The organism is Actinoplanes sp. NPDC048791 (genome assembly GCF_040650095.1).
Taxonomy (GTDB): domain Bacteria; phylum Actinomycetota; class Actinomycetes; order Mycobacteriales; family Micromonosporaceae; genus Actinoplanes.
The window spans coordinates 1-13230 of the sequence record NZ_JBEZGQ010000131.1; the positions used below are offsets into that span (position 1 = coordinate 1).

A 13230-nucleotide genomic window follows, 5' to 3' on the forward strand; every position below is an offset into this window, starting at 1 on the left:
GTTGCTGCGTCCGCTGGCGCTGTTGTCGCGCGGAGCCGCCGAATTGCAACGCGGGGAGTTGCCGGCCGCGGAACGCGACTTGCGCGAGGCCCTGATGCTGGCGCGGCGGCGCGACATGGGCCGCGCCGAGGTCAGCGCCGCCAGCCATCTCGCCGCCTGCCACGCCGCCCGGGGGCAGCTGCGGCAGGCGGCACGGTGTGCCGCGGAGACGATCGACCGCGCCAACCAGCTCGGTCTGGTGCAGCTCGTGGACCTGGGCTGGAGCCGGCTGGCGCTGGCCGAGACGTACTTCGAGTGGAACCGGCTCGACGACGCCGAGCGCTGCGCGGCTGCCGCCGTGGAGGGTTCCCGCGGCGACCGGATGCTTCAGCTGTGGGGGACCATCCTGCAAGCACGGATCCGGACCGCCACCAGCCGGCCGGGCGACGCGCACCGCATGGTGAGAGCGGCCGCGCGAGAGATGTTCACCAGCGACCTGCCGGCGGCGATCCGGTGCGCACTGTCGCTGGTGGAAGGCGAACTCCGGCTTGCCTGCGGTGACCTCGCCGGAGCGAACGAACTGGTGCGGGAGTGCCGGGACGCCGGGGCCCTGCCCGTTCCGGCGGCTGTCCTGGAAGGTTCGGTTCTGCTCGCTGCGGGCCGGCCCGCGCTGGCCGCCCTGGCCGTCGAACCGTACGTGGTGGCACCCGACGAGTTCGCCTCCCGGACGTACCGGGCCTGGGCGGGCCTGGTCGGCGCCCTGGCCGGACACGACCTCGGTGACCGGGACCGGACGACGCGAGGTCTCGAAACCGCCCTACGGATGGCGGAGGAGGAGGATCTTCGGCGGGGCTTCGCCACGGGCGGTCATCGGCTGCGCGCACTCATCGAGTCGGTGGCACCGGCGATGCCGGTGTATTCGCCGGTTGCGGCCGCGCTGACGGCGACGCTCGACGTGGCGATGCGCGATTCCCGGGTATACCCGAGCCGCAAGGGCCAGGACGCCGTCCCCGCCGGCTCGGCGGTCCCGCCGCTGACCGACCGTGAGCTGACCGTGCTGCGTTACCTGCAGGGCACACTCTCGCACGTCGAGATCGCGGCGATGCTCTGCATCTCGGTGAACACCGTGAAGACGCACGTCAAGAACATCTACTCGAAACTGGGCGCGAGCCGGCGCAAGGATGCGATCCGGCTCGGCCGCGAATTGCGGTTGCTGTGAGCGTACGGCGTTCGTCCCATGTCTTATCGCCTTTCGGAGGTGAGGTGTAGTCACCCGGCGATGCCGAGAATGAAACTGCGCGGCAGAATGTCGCGCCCGCGGCAACCCGCGCCGCGGTCTTCACCCCTCGAAAGGATGTGACATCGTGACCATCACCCCGTCCCGTCGGTCCCGTCAGCTCGCCAACGCTCCCGCCCGCCGCGGCGACCCGCTCGCCGAGTTCGAGCAACTGCAGGATCAGATGGGCCAGATCATCAACGCGTTCTTCCGTGACCCGCTGGTCGGTGGCACGTCTCAGCCACCGGTGTGGGTTCCGGCCGCCGACCTCGAGGAGACCGACGACGCCTACATCGTCGAGCTCGAGCTGCCGGGTGTCCGCCGCGACGACGTCTCCATCGAGCTGCGCGACAACGAGGTGCGGATCAGCGGTGAGGTGAAGCAACGGGAGCGCACCGGGACGCTGCGCCGTCAGACCCGGCGCGTCGGGCAGTTCGAGTACCTGGTCGCGCTGCCCGGTGACATCGACGCGGAGAATGTCGATGCCGCACTGCACGACGGCGTATTGACGGTCCGCCTGCCCAAGGCCGCGGCAAGTCATCCTCGTCAGATCGAGATAAAGGAAGGCTGATGCATCAGGTGGCGACTTCGGCGAGCTGGGGCGGAACATACAGCGCCAGATGCAGCGATCGAACCGCGGCCACCGTACGGGTGGGCGCGCCGAGTTTCGCGCGGATGTGTTCCAGGTGTGCGGCCACCGTTCGTTCGGTGACGAAAAGGGCGTGGGCGATGTATTGATTCGTGCGGCCGTCGATGACAAATCCCAGCACCTCCAGTTCCCGATGGGTCAGTCCGAGCAGGTCCCCCGGGGGAGAGATCAGGATGAGCGCCGCTAAATGGTCGGGCCGCTGCGGCGGGCAGGCCATCGCGGTGACTCGTACGTAATCGTCGGACCCGCGGGGGTCCGGCCACAGAAAAGACGTTCGAGTCCGGCGATCGGACAACTGTGCCACAGCGGTGAGGACGATGCGTGAATCCTGGGCGAGCAGTGCGTGCGACGGCATTCCCGGCAGCGTGGAGACCCCGCCACCATGATCGACCACGCTACCGGCCACCGCGTCGCCGACCAGCGCGGCCAGGCCCGCGACCGTGTTCATCGGGTCGATCGCCGCCGACATCATGGGGGCCAGCGCGCCGATCACATCGCGCGCCTCGTCGCTGGGATGCGCCGGGGAGTCCGTGTACATCGTGATCAGGCCGAGGTGGCGGCCGTCGCGGGCGACCAGCGGCACGCCGATGCCCTCGCGGTATCCGGCCGGCCACCAGTGCTCAGCCCAGGTGGGTATCTCGGCCGGCGGGACCGGAACGTCGCGCAGGCGCAACGGACGGTTCCGCCGGAACAGCCCGAACGCCTCGACCTGCTCGCTGAAGTCCCTCGATTCAAGGTAGGCGCGATTCCTGGCGTTGTGCCCGACCGCGCTCAAGGTCTGGTAACCGCGCATCCCCGCGTCGCAGGCGCCGATCCACGCGGCCTCGAACGGTACGACGGCTCTGAGCGACGGCCACAGCTCGTCCAACTGCCGGGCCGGGTCGCTCGTGCCGGTCGTGACCCGGTTGATCTGTACCGCGAGATCCAGTGCGCGTGCCGTCGTTGCCGTCATCGCCCCGCTCCTGGCCGACCGGTGGGTGAGTCATCACGCCAGCGGCACGCCAGAGGCTCGGGCGATCGGCGGCGAAGGGGCCCGCCTACCCGGCAGTCCACCCGGCAAACCGACCACCGCTTGTCTCAATCCGTCCAGCCACACCCGGGGGTCCAGGTGTCAACTCTTACGCAATCGGGGCCGCGCGGGGATCGCGAGGATCTCGACGAACTCGCGACCGCCTACGCCACAGCCTGGACAACCGCGACCCCGGCGCAGCGCGACAGGCTCCGCAGCGATCTGATCTTCCGGTGTCTCCCGTTCGCGGGCCGGATGGCACGTCGCTACGCGGGTCGCGGGGAGCCGTTCGAGGATCTTCAACAGGTCGCCCGGATCGGGTTGATCAACGCAGTCGACCGCTACGATCCCGACCGCGGGTCGTTCACCGCCTTCGCTGTGATCACGGTGTGCGGCGAGCTCAAGCGTCATTTCCGGGACAAGACCTGGGGCACCCACGTACCCCGGGGCCTGCAGGATCTGTCCCTCGACCTTCAGCGTGCCACCTCGACGCTGACGAGCATCCTGCAGCGCGAGCCGACCGTCGACGAGCTCGCTGGGCATCTTGACGTCAACGAGGAGCAGATTCGGCATGCACTCCTGTGCGGCGCGAGCTACACCCCTGTTCCGCTCAGCAGCCCGACCGTCCCCGACGGGTCCTCCGAACTGAGCGACATGATCGGTGAACTGGACCCGGACCTGGAGATTCTCACCGACAAGCTGGCCGTCAGCGAGCTGACGCGCCTGCTGCCGCAACGCATTCAACTACTGCTCGCCCTGCGCTTCCACGGGAACATGACGCAGGCGCAGATCGCCGCGCGGCTCGACGTCTCGCAGATGCACGTCTCGCGCCTGCTCAGCCGGGCATTGACCTGGCTGCGCGCCGCGATGCTCAGCGACGCCCCGCCGCCGTGGATCGCCGGCGACCACGCGCTCCACCCGGACGGGGTCCGGATCCGGGTGGTCCGGTCCGAAGGCGTGGTGACGGTACGGGTCAGCGGCGAGGTCGACCAGGACAGCGCCGATCAGCTGCGGCTCGGTCTGCATTCCGCGGTGCTCGCGGCGGCCGGGGGCGGTCTGGTCATCGACGTGACAGGCATGCCGTTCGCGGACGCCGCCGCCGCGGCGGTGCTCATTGACGCGTGCAGGACCGCGGCACTGGCGAACGTCGAGGTGAACCTGGCCGGCGTGCAGCCGCATGTCGCGCAGGTCATCACGAAGCTCGGGCCATCGGCTGTCTCCTGGACCCGCCGGCGATCCGTCCATCCGGCACAACCGGAAACGCAGCTCCCCTGCGGGGGGTGAGCCCTGCTCACCCGTCTCAGGCCCATCGTTGTGAAAGCACGGTCGTGCCATCAGAGCGCGACCGCAATCACAGGCTCGGAGGGGACCGGCATGGTCGTCGAAGTCGAGAACCACACCGTCGTGCGGCGCTGAGCAGCTGCGCCGACGATGCGGTTCAGGAAAGTGCCGGCACCTTCCGGAGCGGCGAGCACACCGCGCCGGTGGGCTTGCACGGTGATGCTCGCCGTCACGACAGTGATGGCCGGCGCGTGCGGCGGCAACGACGAAGCGGACCCGCCGGTCGTCGGCATCGCTGAGGCGGGCTTCGACAGCGTGGCCGGTACCCTGCGGATTCTGGCGGTGCACGTAGTGCCGCCGGTCGGCGACGAATATCGCAGCGGATCCGACCTACGCGTTGTCCTCACCATCGTCAACGTCGGTGCGGCGCCGGACGCGCTGATCGGCGCGTCCTCGCCGGACGCGGCACGCGTCGAGATCCGTTGGGATCGTGACTGTGACGGCCGTCCCGACGTGGTGTCACGCTTACCGATCGCCTCCGCGGAGGCGGCCGCCCCGGAGAAGCCGGCCGGCGTCGGTCCGTTCGACAGGTACGACCTACTGGTTGTCGCCGTCCGCCGCGACTTGCCGGCCGGTACCACCATCCCGCTCACGCTCACCTTCGAACGGGCCGGGAAGCTGAACACCTCCGCCTACGTCCAACCGAGGTCGGCGAACATCACCGAACCCGTGCGGCGCTGTGTGCTCCCCGCCTCCCCGCCGGCGCGATGACGGTCCACGCCGTCCGACCGGGATGAGGGCCGTCCGGGTTCCGATGAGCGACTTCGGTCCGGCGCGATCAGTCCGGCTGAGGCCGGGCGCCGCCGATCTCCGGTTGCCGCCATATTTCCCAGGCCACGAACGCGAAGCTGACCGCGGTGACGGCAATCAGGATGGTCAGCGCGGGCACGGCCGGCGCCATCGGGATCAACGCGGTGAGGACGACCGAGGTGACCAGGCGGTCGGCGGCGATCTCGTGGTGATCACGCCGGCGGTAGAGCACCTCGCGGCGACCAGCGGCAGGTGCAGATAAGACCAGGTCGAAGATCAGTTCCAGGGCGCCGACCGCGCGGTCGTCCGCAGGACGCTGCGCGGCGGCTCCATGGCGGGACGTCTCCAGGGGTCACATGCCGGTTCGCTGCCGACCGTCGGCACGTCCGGACCCGAGCCCCCGCAGACGGCGGCCGCGTACGCTCATCGGCGGCCTACGGCGCGACCACGGCCCGGGGCAGCGGGGGCCTCGAGCAGTCGGATGGCCTCCGGAGCGAACTTGGCGTCGACGAGGACGTCATAGCTCTCGGCGCGCATGCCGGCAACGGAGCTGAAGTCACGCCGCCCGCCGGTGAGGGCGTGGCCGAGCAGGCCGAGCAGACCGCCTACGACGGCGCCGAAGATTGCTCCGTACAGAGCGAGCAGCAGGCCGGAGATGAGCGGGTTGACCCAATCGAAAAGGCCGAACAACCAGCCGAACAACGCGCCCACGACGGCGCCGTAGGCCGCCGACTGCGCGGCGGCGCGCCAGATCGTCAGCCGGCCGGTGACCTGCTCGAAACTGGACAGCCCGCGGCCGACGATGGCGGTTCGTTGCACGGGAAATCGGTGGTCGGACAGGTGGTCCACCGCCCGTTCCGCTTCGGCGTAGGTGGGGTAGGAGGCAACCACGATCTGCCCGTCTGCTGGGCCGGTCGGCGTGGTTGCGGTGGTGTCGGATCGATTGTCGTACTGCGGCTGCATGGTGCGATCACTTCCTTGCGTCGGTGTCTGATGCGCCCGCTGCCGCGTCGACTGCCGTCACCAGCTCAGGCAGCGAATGGCCACCCTCGTGGCGCACTCCGTTGATGAAGAACGTAGGCGTCCCGCTGACGCCGCTGCGGACACCGCTGACGAAGTCCGACCGGACCTTGTCCAGGAAGTTGTGGTGCCCGAGTTCCGCGGCGATCGTCTCGCCGTCGAGACCCATGTCCATCAGCGCAGCGATCAGGCTCGCCGGATTGAGCCGGTCCTGATGGGTGAACAGCCAGTCGTGCAGGGACCAGAACCGGCCCCTCACCCCGGCCGCCTCGGCCGCCTCGGCGGCCGGCTCCGCGTACGGGTGAACGTTGATCAGCGGGAAGTGACGGTAGGCGAACTGGATCTGGTTGGTCCGTAGGCGCAGCAGCTCCTGCACGACTGTGTGCGCGCGTGCACAGTACGGGCACTGGTAGTCGCCGTACTCGACCAGGCTCACCGGCGCGTCCTCGGGACCGAGAACATGATCTCGATCGCCGACCGGTACGACGAGCCGGCCATCGGTGGTTGTCAGCGGAGAAGTCACGTTGTCACCTGTTTCCTGTGGTTTTGCTCAGCTCGCCGCCGACGCGGTCGCCACGAGCTGGTCGAACTCCCTGGGCAGCTGGGACATGGCGTCGGTGAACTCCTTGTGCCCCACCGTCTCGTGCAGGGCCGAGAGGGCCGCCCCCACGCCCCGCTCGGCGGTCGGCCGGTCCACCCCGGCGTATTCGGCGACCCGGCGCATGAACTCGTCGTAGGAGAACGGCACGGCCGGCTCGGTCAGCTTGATCAGGTAGGGCCGGAGCGGATCCGGTACGCGGTCGGCCAGATCCTCGGCCTCACCCCCGCTGATCCGGGCCGCGAGGGTGAGCAGAGTGCCCTCCGTGAGCAGCCGGGCGGTGTCCTCGGGCACGCCGGCCCGCTCGGCCACCTTGTCGATGAATGCCAGTTCCGCCATGGCGGTTACCTCCTTGGAATTGCCGTCGACGCTATTGAGTCAGGAGGTGGTGTCGGCTCACCTGACGGAGGTGATCCCGGCCGCGCAATGCGGAGCAGGCCCCGGGTGCCCGATCAGGTCGAGGTCACGCGGAGTCGGCCCCGGTCGGGACGGCAACACGCGGCTGTCGACAGCGCGGTGCCGATCGCCACGCCGGACAGGACCGCCAGGCCGCCGAACTCGCCGGTGGGCGCCAAGGCGGCCCAGAACGGCACTTTCGACAGGTAGTCGCCGCTGAACACGTTCAGGAAGATCAGCCCCAGCGACAGAGCCGGTGCCAGCAGCGCCATACCCAGGACGACGGCCAGGCCCGCGGCGGTCGTTGCCGCCCGGCGGTGCTCGGTGCGGCGGCTGGCCCAGCCGAAGAGCAGCCAGCCGAGCAACGCACCGAGCAGGCCGCCGGCGAACGTCAGGACGGAGATCCAGGGCGGCTCGGTGCGGTGAACGTGGATATCAAGGCGTCCCTGCGGGGTGGACGCGTCGTGCCCGTCCTCGACCCACAGGACCAGATGAGCGTTGCGGGCGAACAGGGCCTGCGAGTCGTTCAGCCTGGCGCCGGACCGGTCGATGGGGGCGGTTGGGACGATGTCCACGCTGTGCCAGCCCTGCTCTTGCAGCCGTTGGGCCAGACCGGTCAGATAGCCGCCGACGTCGGCCGTTTCCGGGTTGCCGGCGACGGTGCCGCTGATCCGCCGTGCGTGGACCTGTCCGCCGACTACCGGGAAAGGATCATCGGAAGCGGTCTCGCTCCACTGCACCTGTACGCGGCCAGGATCCACGGGGTCCTCATCCGAGCGTCACCGCCGCGGCGCCCAGCCCGGTCACGGACCGATAGGCCGTGAGCCGCTGCGACGCCGTGCCCGCGGTGAGTATCCAGAGTGTCGGTTCTCGCGTCGTCACCATGCCGGGTCAATATAGAGATCATCTGACTATGAGGCAACACCGCACCGGTCATACCTGGAAAGGACGCGCCGCCCGGGGCGGCCGGCGACTGACCCGGGTGACGACGTCGACAGCGACTTCCCGGAGCTTGCGGTTGCGGTGCTGGGAGGCGCTGCGGAGAAGCTCGAAGGCCTCGTCCGCGGCGCACCGCTGTTGCGCCATCAGGATGCCGATCGCCTGGTCGATGACGGTTCGCGCCGCCATCGCCTCGCGCAGCTGAAGGTGCACCTCGGCCTGTTCGGCCTGCCGCAACGACACGGTAAGGGCGTTCGCGCAGTGTCTGGCGAAGCCCTCGACCTTCCGGCGGGCCGGCCCGAGGAAGGTGAAGGAGCCGACGGCGTACCAGTTCAGCGCGGCGATCACCTGACCGTCGACCTGCATCGGCACGGACAGTCCGCTGGCCACGCCGTGGGCGAGAGCGTGCGGCCGGTACTCGTTCCAGCGTTGCTCGTTGGCCAGATCGCCGATCTCGATGACCCGGCCGGTGCGCAACGCTTCCAGGCACGGCCCCTCGCCGGCGCCGTACTGGAACTGGTCGAGTTGGGAGGCGAGCTTACTGCTGGCCGCAGCGGTGTAAGAGTGCCCATCGCGACGCACGGTCAAGCCGCAGGCGCTACCCGGCACGACGGTGTCGGCGGCGAGCCGGACGGCCAGGTCGAGGAATACGTCGACATTGGGCGATTCGACGAGAACGCCGAGCAGGTCGCCGTATGCGGTGGAGGATTCGGTCGGTTCCGCCATGGTGCCGCTCTCAGAGAGGCCCTGTCGGTACGCAGCCGCCCGGTCGGACGACTCACCGTCGGGTCAGTGCACTGCATGCGCGCATTGCCACCGCCGCAAACCTCCTCAACGGATCTCCCGGGTGCGTGGCCCCCGGTGTTTTCGCACCATCTGGCAGTTTGGATCACTCGCGATTAGCCGTCACGGTCCGTGGAAGGCCGCCGAACCGGCAACGCGCTACGTAATCGCGGCGTGTCCGCCCACGGTGACCAGTCCGGGAGACGGTACGGCGATGAGTCCTTCCCGCCCGGATCAACCGATGCAGGATACGGCCGGTGGGGAACGGAGGGACCCATGCCGGAACTCGTGATGAGCGCGATGGTGCTGGCCGCGGAGATCAACCGCGTCGCCTCCGCCGCGGGCGGCCTGCCACGCGAACTGGCCGGTCTGTGGGACCCGCTGCGCGAGATCTGTCCGTTCTCGGCAGCCTGGCTGGGTGTACTGGACACCGGCGGACGACGCTTTCTGACCGCCGCCGCCGTCGGTCATGACCCGGCGGCGCGGGCGGATCTCGAGTCGGGGGCGTACTACGCCGCGGTGGAGGCGTCCGGGATGCTGCGGCGCGGCCGGCCGATGTGTCTGCGGAACCGCGGGCGGCCGTCGGACTGTCCTTCCTGCGACGGGCTGTGGGGGACAGCCGGGCCGCAGGAGGGCCTCGGAGTGCCGCTGATCGCCGCCGACGGTCGACCGGTCGGCCTGCTCGTTCTGTCCACCGACGCGACCGGCCACCCGACTGAGGACGGCTGCCAGGTGATCGGCGAGGTGGCGCCCATGATCGCCGCGGCGATCGACCCGATGACCTCGCTCCTCGGCCTGGCCGGTCTGGTCGTCGACGCGGGCGCTTCGGTGGCGGTGGGGTCCGACGGAGCGGTACACCCACTGCCCGGGTCATCGCTGCATCCGTTGCTCGCCCCCGGCAGCCCGGTGGTCTCGATCGCCGCGGACTCCCTCCGGATCCACGGGAGCCCTACCGGCTTCCTGTGCCCGTACCCCGGGCAACACTCGGACGTCTACGTCCGGGTGACCGTCATCGCCTGTCCGCTGGTCCCGCCGTCGCCGTTCGGCGTGCTCGTGATCGTGTCACCGCCGGGGGACCTGCACGGTCTGACCCCGCGCGAGCTGGAGGTGCTGGGTCTGGTGATCGACGGCTCGACCAACCGGCAGATCGCCTCGACGATGTTCATCACCCAGCGCACGGTGGCAGCCCACTTGGAACACATCCGAGCCAAACTCGGCGTGCCGACCCGCACCGCGGCCGCGGTCCGGTCGCTGAACCACAGCCTGTTTGTCCCGTCTCAACTGGCCGGTCCAGGCGATCTGTTCCGATGAACACCACCGTGCCGCCCGGGAAAAGATGGGGACCGACCGGCGAACGGATTGGCAGAAGTGCCAATCGACACCGTATGCGTGGCCTGATCCGATGAATCGAGGGCCTGCACGTTCCATCGGAGCCGGGGCGCCCCAGGCATTTCATCCGTTCGGCGATGGGAGAGGACAACGCCATGCCAAAGGCAGTCGGCATCGATCTCGGCACCACCAACTCGGTGATCGCGGCCGTGGAAGGCGGGCAGCCGACGGTCATCCCCAATGCGGAGGGTGCCCGGACCACCCCGTCAGTGGTGGCCTTCACCGAGCAGGGCGAGCGACTGGTCGGTCAGCTGGCCCGCCGTCAGGCCATTCTCAACCCCAAGGGCACCATCTATTCCGCGAAGCGGTTCATCGGACGCCGCTTCGCCGAGGTGTCCAGCGAGCTGAACGCCGTGACGTTCGACGTGGTCCCCGGACCTGATGACGCGGTCCGGTTCAAGATCCGGGACAAGCTGTACGCGCCCGAGGAGATCGCTGCCCTGGTGCTGCGGAAGCTGGTCGAGGACGCGTCGAAGTTCCTGGGTGAGCGGGTCACCGAGGCCGTCATCACCGTGCCGGCCTACTTCAACGACGCGCAACGCCAGGCGACCAAGGACGCCGGCCGCATCGCCGGGATCGAGGTACTGCGGATCATCAACGAGCCCACCGCGGCGGCCCTGGCGTACGGCCTGGACAAGAAGCAACACGAGACCGTCCTGGTCTTCGACCTCGGGGGCGGCACCTTCGATGTCAGCATCCTGGACGTCGGCGACGGCGTGGTGGAGGTCCGCTCGACCGCCGGCGACACCCACCTGGGCGGCGACGACTTCGACCGGCGGCTCGTCGACCACCTGGCCGACGAGTTCCAGAAGACCGACGGCATCGACCTGCGCCGCGATCCGCAAGCCCTGCAGCGGCTCTTCGAGGCCGCCGAGCACGCCAAGGTGGAGCTGTCGTCGGTCACTCAGACGACGGTCAACCTGCCGTTCATCACGGCGGACGCCAACGGCCCCAAGCATCTCAGCATGCCGATCACCCGGGCGAAGTTCGAGGACCTCACCAGCGATCTCGTCGAGCGGTGCCTGGGTCCGGTCGAGCGCGCCATGTCCGACGCGAAGATGACGGCGAACGACATCGACGAGGTGATCCTGGTCGGCGGCTCGACCCGGATCCCGGCCGTGCAGAAGCTGGTCCGGCGGCTCACCGGCGGCAAGGACCCGAACATGACGGTCAACCCCGACGAGGTCGTCGCGCGCGGCGCCGCGTTGCAGGCCGCGATCATCAAGGGTGAGGTCAAGGACGTCCTGCTGCTGGACGTCACCCCGCTGTCGCTGGGCATCGAGACTCAGGGCGGGGTGATGACCAAGGTGATCGACCGCAACACCACCATCCCGGCCCGGCGTACGGAGACCTTCAGCACCGCCGCCGACAACCAGCCCGCGGTGGACGTGGTGGTGCTGCAGGGCGAGCGGGAGCGGGCGCAGGACAACCGGATTCTGGGCCGGTTCCGGCTGGAGAACATCCGGCCGGCTCCCCGTGGCGAGCCGCAGATCGAGGTCACCTATGACATCGACGCGAACGGGATCCTCAACGTGTCCGCCCGGGACAAGGACACCGACGCCGAGCAGAAGATCACCATCAGCGACAGCTCCAATCTGGACACCGGGGAGATCGACCGGATGGTCGAGGACGCCGAACGCAATCGTGGCGAGGACGCCCGGCTGCGCGAGATGGTCGACGCCCGCAACGAGCTCGACTCGGCGGCGTACCAGGTGGAACGTCGGCTGAACGAGCTGGGTGACGCGGTGCCCGTGCACGAGAAGGGTCGCGCCGAGATGCTCGTCAACGACGCGCGCGAGGCGATCAAGTCCGACGCGCCGCTCGATCGGCTCCGCTCTCTCACCTCGGAACTGCAGCAGGTGTACCAGAGCCTGACGGCGGCCGCTGCTTCGGGCGCCCAGGGCGGTCAAGGCCAGGGCGGTCAAAGCCGGAGCGGTCAAGGCCAAGGCGGTCAAGGCAGCCAGGGCGCCCAGGATGACGACGTGATCGACGCAGAATTCACGACCGGGTGACCGGCGATGACCGAGCAGCAGGGCAACAGCACCGCGCCGGACACGTCGCAGGACGCCGGCGCCGGGCGTGACGACCAGCTGGAGGCGTTGCGGCGCGAGGTGGCCGACCTGGAGGACCGCTGGCGGCGGGCGCTGGCCGACTTCGACAACCTGCGCAAACGGGTCGCCGGGGAAGCCGCCCGCCAGCGGTCCGAGGAACGGGCGGCGGTGGCGGCCCGGTGGCTGCCCGTCCTGGACAATCTGGAACTGGCTTTGCAGCACGCCGCCGCCGACCCGGGCCGGATCGTGCCCGGTGTCCAGGCTGTTCACGAGCAGGCCCTGTCCGTGCTCGCCGACCTGGGCTTTCCCCGGCGTGCGGACCTCAACCAGCCGTTCGACCCGGCTCTGCACGAGGCGATCGCCACGCAGCCGGACCCGGACGCCCCGCCGGGCACGATCCTCCAGGTGGTCCGGCCCGGCTACGGCGGCGCCGACCGGCCGCTGCGCCCAGCCTCGGTCGTCGTGGCGAAAGGTGCGTGATGACGCAGCCCGGAGACTTCTACCAGACACTCGGTGTGTCCCGGGACGTCAGCGCGGAGGATCTGCAACGGGCGTTCCGGAAGCTGGCCCGGACGTATCACCCGGACATCAACAAGAGCCCGGACGCTGAGGAACGCTTCAAGGCCATCTCCGAGGCGTACGACGTCCTGTCCGACCCCGAGCAGCGCCGCCGCTACGACGCCTTCGGGCCGGACTTCCGGCAGGTCCCGCCGGACGTCGACCCGCAGACCTGGGCCCGGGCCAGGGCCGCCGGTGCAACAGGCGACCCCCGCAGGAGTCGTGCGAGGGCAGGCCGTGGCGGGCCGGGCCGGGCCGAGGATGTGTTCTCGTCCTGGGGGTCCACCGGCACGGCTCAGGACATCGATCTGGACAGCCTGTTCGGCGGCCTCTTCGGCGGCCGGTACGGCGGCGGTCCGGTGCCCGGCGCGGACCAGGAAGCCGAGATCGAGTTGACGGTGGAAGAAGCGTTCACCGGGGGCCGCCGGGCCATCACCCTGCCCCCCGGGCGGGCCATGCATGTACCCAACCCCCCCGGACTGACGGCAGGGA

Annotated in this window: 16 protein-coding genes; 8 read left to right on the forward strand and 8 right to left on the reverse strand. The window is 69.5% G+C overall.

Annotated elements, in window-relative coordinates; all coding sequences use genetic code 11:
• Together AB0C29_RS12870 and AB0C29_RS12875 are read left to right on the forward strand one after the other, a co-directional pair.
• The coding region (locus AB0C29_RS12870; RefSeq protein ID WP_360819342.1) for a LuxR C-terminal-related transcriptional regulator at positions 1-1198 on the forward strand (1198 nt) is incomplete at its 5' end.
• 145 nt (positions 1199-1343) lie between these two features.
• Positions 1344-1826 carry an Hsp20/alpha crystallin family protein gene (locus AB0C29_RS12875; RefSeq protein WP_360819345.1) on the forward strand — a complete coding sequence of 161 codons (483 nt, stop codon included), beginning with the start codon at positions 1344-1346 and terminating at the stop codon, positions 1824-1826.
• 4 nt (positions 1827-1830) lie between these two features.
• Here AB0C29_RS12875 and AB0C29_RS12880 read toward each other — a convergent pair whose 3' ends face one another.
• The gene (locus tag AB0C29_RS12880; RefSeq protein ID WP_360819348.1) at positions 1831-2856 is read right to left on the reverse strand and encodes a LuxR C-terminal-related transcriptional regulator; all 1026 of its coding nucleotides are present in this window, start codon (positions 2854-2856) and stop codon (positions 1831-1833) included.
• Positions 2857-2877: 21 nt separating this feature from the next.
• On the opposite strand from AB0C29_RS12880, the gene AB0C29_RS12885 reads away from it, so the two are divergent.
• Positions 2878-4197 carry a sigma-70 family RNA polymerase sigma factor gene (locus AB0C29_RS12885; protein ID WP_360819351.1) on the forward strand — a complete coding sequence of 440 codons (1320 nt, stop codon included), beginning with the start codon at positions 2878-2880 and terminating at the stop codon, positions 4195-4197.
• A gap of 50 nt (positions 4198-4247) precedes the next feature.
• Here AB0C29_RS12885 and AB0C29_RS12890 read toward each other — a convergent pair whose 3' ends face one another.
• Positions 4248-4427 (reverse strand): hypothetical protein, encoded by a 180-nt coding sequence (locus tag AB0C29_RS12890; RefSeq protein ID WP_360819354.1) that lies wholly within the window; start codon positions 4425-4427, stop codon positions 4248-4250.
• Between AB0C29_RS12890 and AB0C29_RS12895 the strand changes: the two genes are divergently transcribed.
• On the forward strand, positions 4414-4965 hold the full coding sequence (locus AB0C29_RS12895; protein WP_360819385.1) for a copper chaperone PCu(A)C: 552 nt from the start codon (positions 4414-4416) through the stop codon (positions 4963-4965). The genes AB0C29_RS12890 and AB0C29_RS12895 overlap by 14 nt on opposite strands.
• A gap of 67 nt (positions 4966-5032) precedes the next feature.
• Here AB0C29_RS12895 and AB0C29_RS12900 read toward each other — a convergent pair whose 3' ends face one another.
• From AB0C29_RS12900 to AB0C29_RS12925, 6 genes are all read right to left on the reverse strand, one after another.
• On the reverse strand, positions 5033-5236 hold the full coding sequence (locus AB0C29_RS12900) for a hypothetical protein (protein WP_360819357.1): 204 nt from the start codon (positions 5234-5236) through the stop codon (positions 5033-5035).
• 191 nt (positions 5237-5427) lie between these two features.
• Positions 5428-5967 carry a general stress protein gene (locus AB0C29_RS12905; protein ID WP_360819359.1) on the reverse strand — a complete coding sequence of 180 codons (540 nt, stop codon included), beginning with the start codon at positions 5965-5967 and terminating at the stop codon, positions 5428-5430.
• 7 nt (positions 5968-5974) lie between these two features.
• Positions 5975-6547, reverse strand: coding sequence for a thioredoxin domain-containing protein (locus AB0C29_RS12910; protein WP_360819362.1), 573 nt, complete (start codon positions 6545-6547; stop codon positions 5975-5977).
• 27 nt (positions 6548-6574) lie between these two features.
• A complete protein-coding gene (locus tag AB0C29_RS12915; protein WP_360819364.1) occupies positions 6575-6961 on the reverse strand; it encodes a DUF2267 domain-containing protein in 387 nt (128 codons plus the stop codon).
• Between the two features lie 113 nt (positions 6962-7074).
• Positions 7075-7779 carry a hypothetical protein gene (locus tag AB0C29_RS12920; RefSeq protein WP_360819367.1) on the reverse strand — a complete coding sequence of 235 codons (705 nt, stop codon included), beginning with the start codon at positions 7777-7779 and terminating at the stop codon, positions 7075-7077.
• A gap of 172 nt (positions 7780-7951) precedes the next feature.
• Positions 7952-8683 (reverse strand): GAF and ANTAR domain-containing protein, encoded by a 732-nt coding sequence (locus AB0C29_RS12925; protein WP_360819370.1) that lies wholly within the window; start codon positions 8681-8683, stop codon positions 7952-7954.
• A 333-nt stretch (positions 8684-9016) separates the two neighbouring features.
• Between AB0C29_RS12925 and AB0C29_RS12930 the strand changes: the two genes are divergently transcribed.
• The 4 genes from AB0C29_RS12930 to AB0C29_RS12945 form a co-directional block, all read left to right on the forward strand.
• A complete protein-coding gene (locus AB0C29_RS12930; RefSeq protein ID WP_360819373.1) occupies positions 9017-10051 on the forward strand; it encodes a LuxR C-terminal-related transcriptional regulator in 1035 nt (344 codons plus the stop codon).
• Between the two features lie 173 nt (positions 10052-10224).
• Positions 10225-12141, forward strand: coding sequence for a molecular chaperone DnaK (gene dnaK, locus AB0C29_RS12935; protein ID WP_360819376.1), 1917 nt, complete (start codon positions 10225-10227; stop codon positions 12139-12141).
• Positions 12142-12147: 6 nt separating this feature from the next.
• Positions 12148-12660 carry a nucleotide exchange factor GrpE gene (locus AB0C29_RS12940; RefSeq protein WP_360819379.1) on the forward strand — a complete coding sequence of 171 codons (513 nt, stop codon included), beginning with the start codon at positions 12148-12150 and terminating at the stop codon, positions 12658-12660.
• Positions 12660-13230 (forward strand): DnaJ domain-containing protein (locus tag AB0C29_RS12945; RefSeq protein ID WP_360819382.1); only part of this gene is annotated, 571 nt, incomplete at its 3' end. The genes AB0C29_RS12940 and AB0C29_RS12945, both read left to right, overlap by 1 nt.

What these genes read in the sequence shown, in the direction of transcription:
- AB0C29_RS12905 (WP_360819359.1), bottom strand. Translation starts at nt 5,967, where the DNA reads ATGCAGCCGCAGTACGACAATCGATCCGACACCACCGCAACCACGCCG.
- AB0C29_RS12895 (WP_360819385.1), top strand. Translation starts at nt 4,414, where the DNA reads ATGCTCGCCGTCACGACAGTGATGGCCGGCGCGTGCGGCGGCAACGAC.
- dnaK (WP_360819376.1), top strand. Translation starts at nt 10,225, where the DNA reads ATGCCAAAGGCAGTCGGCATCGATCTCGGCACCACCAACTCGGTGATC.
- AB0C29_RS12915 (WP_360819364.1), bottom strand. Translation starts at nt 6,961, where the DNA reads ATGGCGGAACTGGCATTCATCGACAAGGTGGCCGAGCGGGCCGGCGTG.
- AB0C29_RS12880 (WP_360819348.1), bottom strand. Translation starts at nt 2,856, where the DNA reads ATGACGGCAACGACGGCACGCGCACTGGATCTCGCGGTACAGATCAAC.
- AB0C29_RS12925 (WP_360819370.1), bottom strand. Translation starts at nt 8,683, where the DNA reads ATGGCGGAACCGACCGAATCCTCCACCGCATACGGCGACCTGCTCGGC.
- AB0C29_RS12930 (WP_360819373.1), top strand. Translation starts at nt 9,017, where the DNA reads ATGCCGGAACTCGTGATGAGCGCGATGGTGCTGGCCGCGGAGATCAAC.
- AB0C29_RS12940 (WP_360819379.1), top strand. Translation starts at nt 12,148, where the DNA reads ATGACCGAGCAGCAGGGCAACAGCACCGCGCCGGACACGTCGCAGGAC.